The sequence below is a fragment of the Methanobacterium formicicum genome (genome assembly GCF_029848115.1).
Lineage (GTDB): Archaea > Methanobacteriota > Methanobacteria > Methanobacteriales > Methanobacteriaceae > Methanobacterium > Methanobacterium formicicum.
The window spans coordinates 127,501-132,500 of record NZ_JARVXG010000056.1; the positions used below are offsets into that span (position 1 = coordinate 127,501).

Here is a 5,000-nt window from a genome sequence, read left to right on the forward strand (position 1 = left end):
ATTACTTCTAGTTATAACATAACCAACAATAATTTAATGACTGTCGGTTACTTACTAACCGGCAGTAGAAACTTATAAGGATTTCGGTTTGATTTTCCTGGACCAAATCTTTCAGGATCAGTAATAACTGAACCATATTTTCCGAAAAAAAATCAGTTAAAACCATTAAATCGTATTACTGTAAAAATAAGTAATCATCTCTCATTTAATTATGTAACTCTTGATGATGAAGGTTTAAAAGGTCAGGATCATCAATTGAAATATTAAAAAAGCAAGTATAATATGAATTAACCTGGGTTATGGGATGGATAGATGTTAATGAACTGAAGTTTAAAATAGGGGGTTATGAATGGGCTTATTTGGATAATAGCCCAGGGTATGTTTTGAATAACTCATCATCTACTCCGCTGTAGCTTATCACATATTTTCCGAGGGTAACTCCTACTCTAAGGATGGTAACTCATTATCATATGGCGGATCAGGTCCTCCACATCCAGTACAAATTTTTCACGATCAATTCCCTGTTTTTCCAGTAATTTTTCATGATCCGGGGGTATATCAGACATACTTTTGGAGATGGAAGATAGTAAAACTGCTGCTTCTGCAGGGTTCACATCGGGTCGGATTGTCCCATCGCTAATACCTTCCTGTACAGAATTGCACATGATGGAGAATCGTTCGCCACGCAATCCATGGATTTTTTTAAGATATTCACTGGTGCCGGATGATTTTTCACCACCAGACAAGCTTTTAGATCTTTCCCGAGATGTATCAGGGGTATTGTAAGCTAATTCAAATCGTCTAGACTGAAAATAATTATAAATGCGGATATAATCAGCGTAATCTCGATTAAATTCATGATAAGCCATTCTAAATTTAGAAACTTTATCAATTCCAGTTTTTGCCTTTTTAACGGCGTTCCTGATCATGGAATTTAGAATTTCCGTTCCTTGCAGGACAATGGCAAAAAATAATTCTTCCTTATTTTCAAAGTACAGGTAGATGGTGGCCTTGCTTAGCTCCACTTCACGGGCAATATCATTCATGGAAACATTGTCATATTCCCGGGATAAGAATAATTTTTCCGCTGCTTTAAGGATGTCGTTTCGCCTTTGTTCTTTTTCCCTTTCCCTCCGGTCCTGGATAGACATGGTTTTTCACCCCGAACAATGGTTATTAACTTACTTGCAGTTATTATAATTCTTTGCCTTAAGGATAATACTTTCCCTTTGATTAAATTATAAAACTATTTATCACAACAGGGTCTTAACTTTAAATTTAATCTAAAATAAGTGGCTGGATCTAATTATAGAATTATCAAATAAAAATTATTAAAAGAGTGTTGTATTTTTCCCTATTCTGTCTAATTGCATAGATTTTTCCTTAAAAAATAAGAATTCTCAATTCTAGGAGTTAATACAAACCCAGGGCCTTGGCTAAAACCAGTACCCCCACACCAATTATTCCCCCAAAACCAGCCACCAGCATGGTGAGTATGTTTATGGGGATCTTGAAGAAGGGGAGGATGTTCCAGATGAAGAGGAGTATCCATCCCAGTACCATGTGCACCAGAACACTCAGGGCGATTTTTCCCAGTTTTAAAAGGATGGTAACCCCGAATATCCCCACCACTAGGAGGACTATTCCGATGATTACCATGGTTACAAATTCCATGCCCTCTTCCTCTAAACACCCAATGAATTATTTTAAATTATTTTCTGCGACAGATATCCTGGTAACAGGCAGCCTGAATACCGTAGTTTTTAACCATACCGGCCATTTCCCGCTGATCCATTTCCTTATCCTCGAAGGAAACTGCATCTTCCTGGTACAGGCTGAAGGGTGATTCTCTTCCCAGGATGCGTATGTTGCCCTTGTGCAGTTTCACTCGCACCGAACCAGACACACGACCCTGCATACTGTCAATAAGCTGGTCCAAATCTTCACGTAGAGGTTCGTGCCATAATCCATTGTACACCAGTTCGGAATAGGTTTGTGAGGCAATTTCTGCAAATTTTAACTCTTCCCGGGTTAAAACCAGCTGCTCCAGGGCACGGTGGGCCGCAATTAACAGGACAGCACCGGGGGTTTCGTAGTTTTCACGGGATTTAAGTCCTATAATCCGGTCCTCCATAATATCCACTCTTCCTATACCATGGGTACCGGCGATCTGGTTGGCCTTGCGGATGATATCCAGGGGGACCATTAATTCTCCGTTAATCTCCGTGGGAACACCTTCTTCGAAGGAGATCTCCACTACTTCTGCCTCATCCGGGGCATCCTCGGTGGAACGTGTCCAGCTGAATGCCTCTTCTGGGGTTTCCACCATGGGATCCTCCAGGATATCGCCTTCTATGGAACGGCCCCATAGGTTCTCGTCGATACTGTAAAGCTTATCTGAAGGTAGGGGTATTCCATGGGACTGGGCATAACGCACTTCTTCAGTCCGGGTGAGGTTCAAGTCCCTTATGGGGGCAATGACGGTGCAGTCAGAATGGGACCGGATGATGGATTCGAAACGGAACTGATCATTTCCTTTACCAGTGCAACCGTGGGCTATGTTTTCCGCACCCACCTTTTCGGCCAGTTCCACGATCTTCATGGCAATTAGGGGTCGAGCCAGGGCGGTGCTCAGGGGATAACCTTCGTAAACTGCGTTGGCTTTAATAGCCTTGAATATGAATTCGCGTGCAAACTCCTCTTTGGCATCGATGGTGTAATGTTCCATTCCCATTTGAGCAGCTAAGTTTGCCGGTCGGGTGATTTCATCTTCCGGCTGCCCAACATCCACACAGGCAGTAATGACTTTCTTGTTATATTTTTCTTCCAGTAATTTTATGCATACTGAGGTGTCCAGCCCACCGCTGAACGCCAGGACCACTTTTTCCATTTTTAAATCTCCTTAATACTCCTTTATTTGGGTTTTTGTTAATTTGTCAGCAGAATAAATATTGATAAAGTTATGTGGTATGCCTATAAAAAACTTTATTGTATACCCCACCACCCGGTGTTATAATATATATTATAGAGGCATGATCTTTTAGAAAAGTGGACACAACCTTCCATTTTTCGAGAACCATTTACTTTTTAAAAATCCTTTTAACATGTTTCCAGTAGAGATGCAGGTGTAAAAATGTGCTAACGGCCATTATAATTGCGAATTCCGCATGCCAGAAATCAATGGTCAGATTCCAGGAAGAATGGATTCCATAGTTAATGAATACCACCAATATCAGTCCAGTTGCTCCAGCCAAAGCAAAACTGGCCAGTAGTACGTACTTCCAGATAGTGTAGAATACCTTTCGCTGCAAATAACTTTCCAGGTACAACAGATAGCTGATTAAATAAAGAATAAGGGTGGTCACTGCCAGAGGTATCAGGTTATAACTTTCTGTGGGAGTGGAATTGGCCTCGAGAGTATCAGAAATGAGGTTACTGTTCAGGCTAGTGTTGGTGGCCGGGGAGGTTGTTGAACTGTTATTTTGGATGGTTGAACTGGGTGATTCAGAATGATCACATACCTGGTTCTGATTGCTGTCCAGGTAACGGGGGCACTGCCCAGGGAAAGGATCATCCAGTAAACCATAGGGGCAGTCATTCCAGGCATATACTGCCACGGGAGTGAGGAGGACGATTAAAAGAACCACGTACAATTTTTTCAATCTGATTCCCTCCCTGATTTGTCTGAGGATGAATCTTCCCCTTCCTCACTGGAAGACATCCAGTAGGAGTGTATGTGAAAAATAGCAATCCAGAACATGGTTATTCCAAACTCCACATGCCAGTAGAGAATTCCCTGACTGTTAGGGATGGTGATGCCATATTCCACCAGGCAGAGAAGAATTAAACCAGCCACTACGGATATTAAAAAGGTTATTAAAATCAAAATATTCCATAAACGGATGTGGGTGGCTTTTTTAAGGTAATTTTTCTGGTAAAGCAGGTAACTACCTAAATAACCCAATATGAGAATGATGGATACACTTATCAGTTCGTAGGTCATGGAAATCCTGATTTTCAGTTTATCTAATTGAAATCTATTATTTCCTGTAAAAAAATCTATACCTCTATGTAAATGGTTTTACTAGATAGTTATAAGTTGTGAATAATTAAAAGTTTTTCCCGATGTCAAAAGAGTAAATTAGTAATCAAAGTAATAATTAAATTAATCAACTAATAAATGGTGTAATGAGTATTATATTAATCGTAACTAAGTAAACGGTGAATCCATGCAGAGAAAGAGTAAATATATTCTGGGGATAATTGTATTACTTTCCATTTTCCTGGTGGTGTACTTAGCTTACCCTTTACTCCTGAAGACAGGGGGAGGAAACCAGTCCCGGGTAGTTTTGGGGACTTACAATCTCCCCGAAGTTCAGATTTCCGGCGGAATGTCTGTGGATCAGGCTATACAAAGCAGACGTTCAGTTAGAAGTTTCAGTTCAACACCTTTAACTCTGCAGGATGTTTCACAGCTTTTATGGGCTGCTCAGGGCATCACCGACTCTGAAAGGAGTTACCGGTCCACTCCCTCTGCCGGCCATGTTTTTCCCATGGAAGTTTACTTGGTGGCCAGTGATAGTGGGGTTAAGGACCTTGAAGCTGGAATATACCATTACAATCCCTATAACAATACTTTAGAAAAGATAGTGGAAGGTGATCAAACCTCCAATCTGTCAATGGCTGCCCATGGGCAGAAGTGGGTTGACCAGGCCCCGGTAAGTCTGGTGGTCACTGGAAACTACCAGAAGATGAGGGATAAATACCCGGATAAAAATTTAAGCACGCGGTTTGTGGATATCGAAGCCGGGCATATTGGGGAAAACATATATTTGGAAGCAGTTTCCCGCGGTCTGGGTACAGTGGCCATTGGATCCTTCTACGATGATCAGATGATCTCCCTGTTGAAGTTACCTTCCAATGAAACTCCGATATATATCTTTCCGGTGGGTTACCAGGCATCATAGTACTGTATTATATTAATCTAACCCTTCTCACGG

Annotated in this window: 6 protein-coding genes; 1 reads left to right on the forward strand and 5 read right to left on the reverse strand. The window is 41.2% G+C overall.

All coding sequences use genetic code 11. The annotated features are described in order from the left end of the window. Nucleotides 1-446: 446 nt before the first annotated feature. The 5 genes from QC759_RS10250 to QC759_RS10270 all read right to left on the reverse strand — a co-directional run bounded on the left by QC759_RS10250 (nucleotide 447) and on the right by QC759_RS10270 (nucleotide 4,003). The gene (locus tag QC759_RS10250; protein WP_048072645.1) at nucleotides 447-1,151 is read right to left on the reverse strand and encodes a TetR/AcrR family transcriptional regulator; all 705 of its coding nucleotides are present in this window, start codon (nucleotides 1,149-1,151) and stop codon (nucleotides 447-449) included. A gap of 262 nt (nucleotides 1,152-1,413) precedes the next feature. Next, nucleotides 1,414-1,674, reverse strand: coding sequence for a pro-sigmaK processing inhibitor BofA family protein (locus QC759_RS10255; protein WP_048072644.1), 261 nt, complete (start codon nucleotides 1,672-1,674; stop codon nucleotides 1,414-1,416). Between the two features lie 37 nt (nucleotides 1,675-1,711). Continuing rightward, nucleotides 1,712-2,890 (reverse strand): argininosuccinate synthase, encoded by a 1,179-nt coding sequence (locus QC759_RS10260; protein WP_048072643.1) that lies wholly within the window; start codon nucleotides 2,888-2,890, stop codon nucleotides 1,712-1,714. A 190-nt stretch (nucleotides 2,891-3,080) separates the two neighbouring features. Beyond that, on the reverse strand, nucleotides 3,081-3,662 hold the full coding sequence (locus QC759_RS10265; RefSeq protein ID WP_048072642.1) for a DUF4405 domain-containing protein: 582 nt from the start codon (nucleotides 3,660-3,662) through the stop codon (nucleotides 3,081-3,083). After that, nucleotides 3,659-4,003 carry a hypothetical protein gene (locus tag QC759_RS10270; RefSeq protein WP_048072641.1) on the reverse strand — a complete coding sequence of 115 codons (345 nt, stop codon included), beginning with the start codon at nucleotides 4,001-4,003 and terminating at the stop codon, nucleotides 3,659-3,661. Before QC759_RS10270 ends, QC759_RS10265 begins: the two co-directional genes overlap by 4 nt. A gap of 226 nt (nucleotides 4,004-4,229) precedes the next feature. Here QC759_RS10270 and QC759_RS10275 point away from each other — a divergent pair, with 226 nt between their 5' ends. After that, the gene (locus QC759_RS10275) at nucleotides 4,230-4,967 is read left to right on the forward strand and encodes a SagB/ThcOx family dehydrogenase (RefSeq protein WP_048072640.1); all 738 of its coding nucleotides are present in this window, start codon (nucleotides 4,230-4,232) and stop codon (nucleotides 4,965-4,967) included. The last annotated feature ends 33 nt before the right edge of the window (nucleotides 4,968-5,000 follow it).

Coding starts and splice junctions, on each gene's coding strand:
- QC759_RS10260 (WP_048072643.1), bottom strand. CDS start 2,890: ATGGAAAAAGTGGTCCTGGCGTTCAGCGGTGGGCTGGACACCTCAGTA.
- QC759_RS10270 (WP_048072641.1), bottom strand. CDS start 4,003: ATGACCTACGAACTGATAAGTGTATCCATCATTCTCATATTGGGTTAT.
- QC759_RS10255 (WP_048072644.1), bottom strand. CDS start 1,674: ATGGAATTTGTAACCATGGTAATCATCGGAATAGTCCTCCTAGTGGTG.
- QC759_RS10275 (WP_048072640.1), top strand. CDS start 4,230: ATGCAGAGAAAGAGTAAATATATTCTGGGGATAATTGTATTACTTTCC.
- QC759_RS10250 (WP_048072645.1), bottom strand. CDS start 1,151: ATGTCTATCCAGGACCGGAGGGAAAGGGAAAAAGAACAAAGGCGAAAC.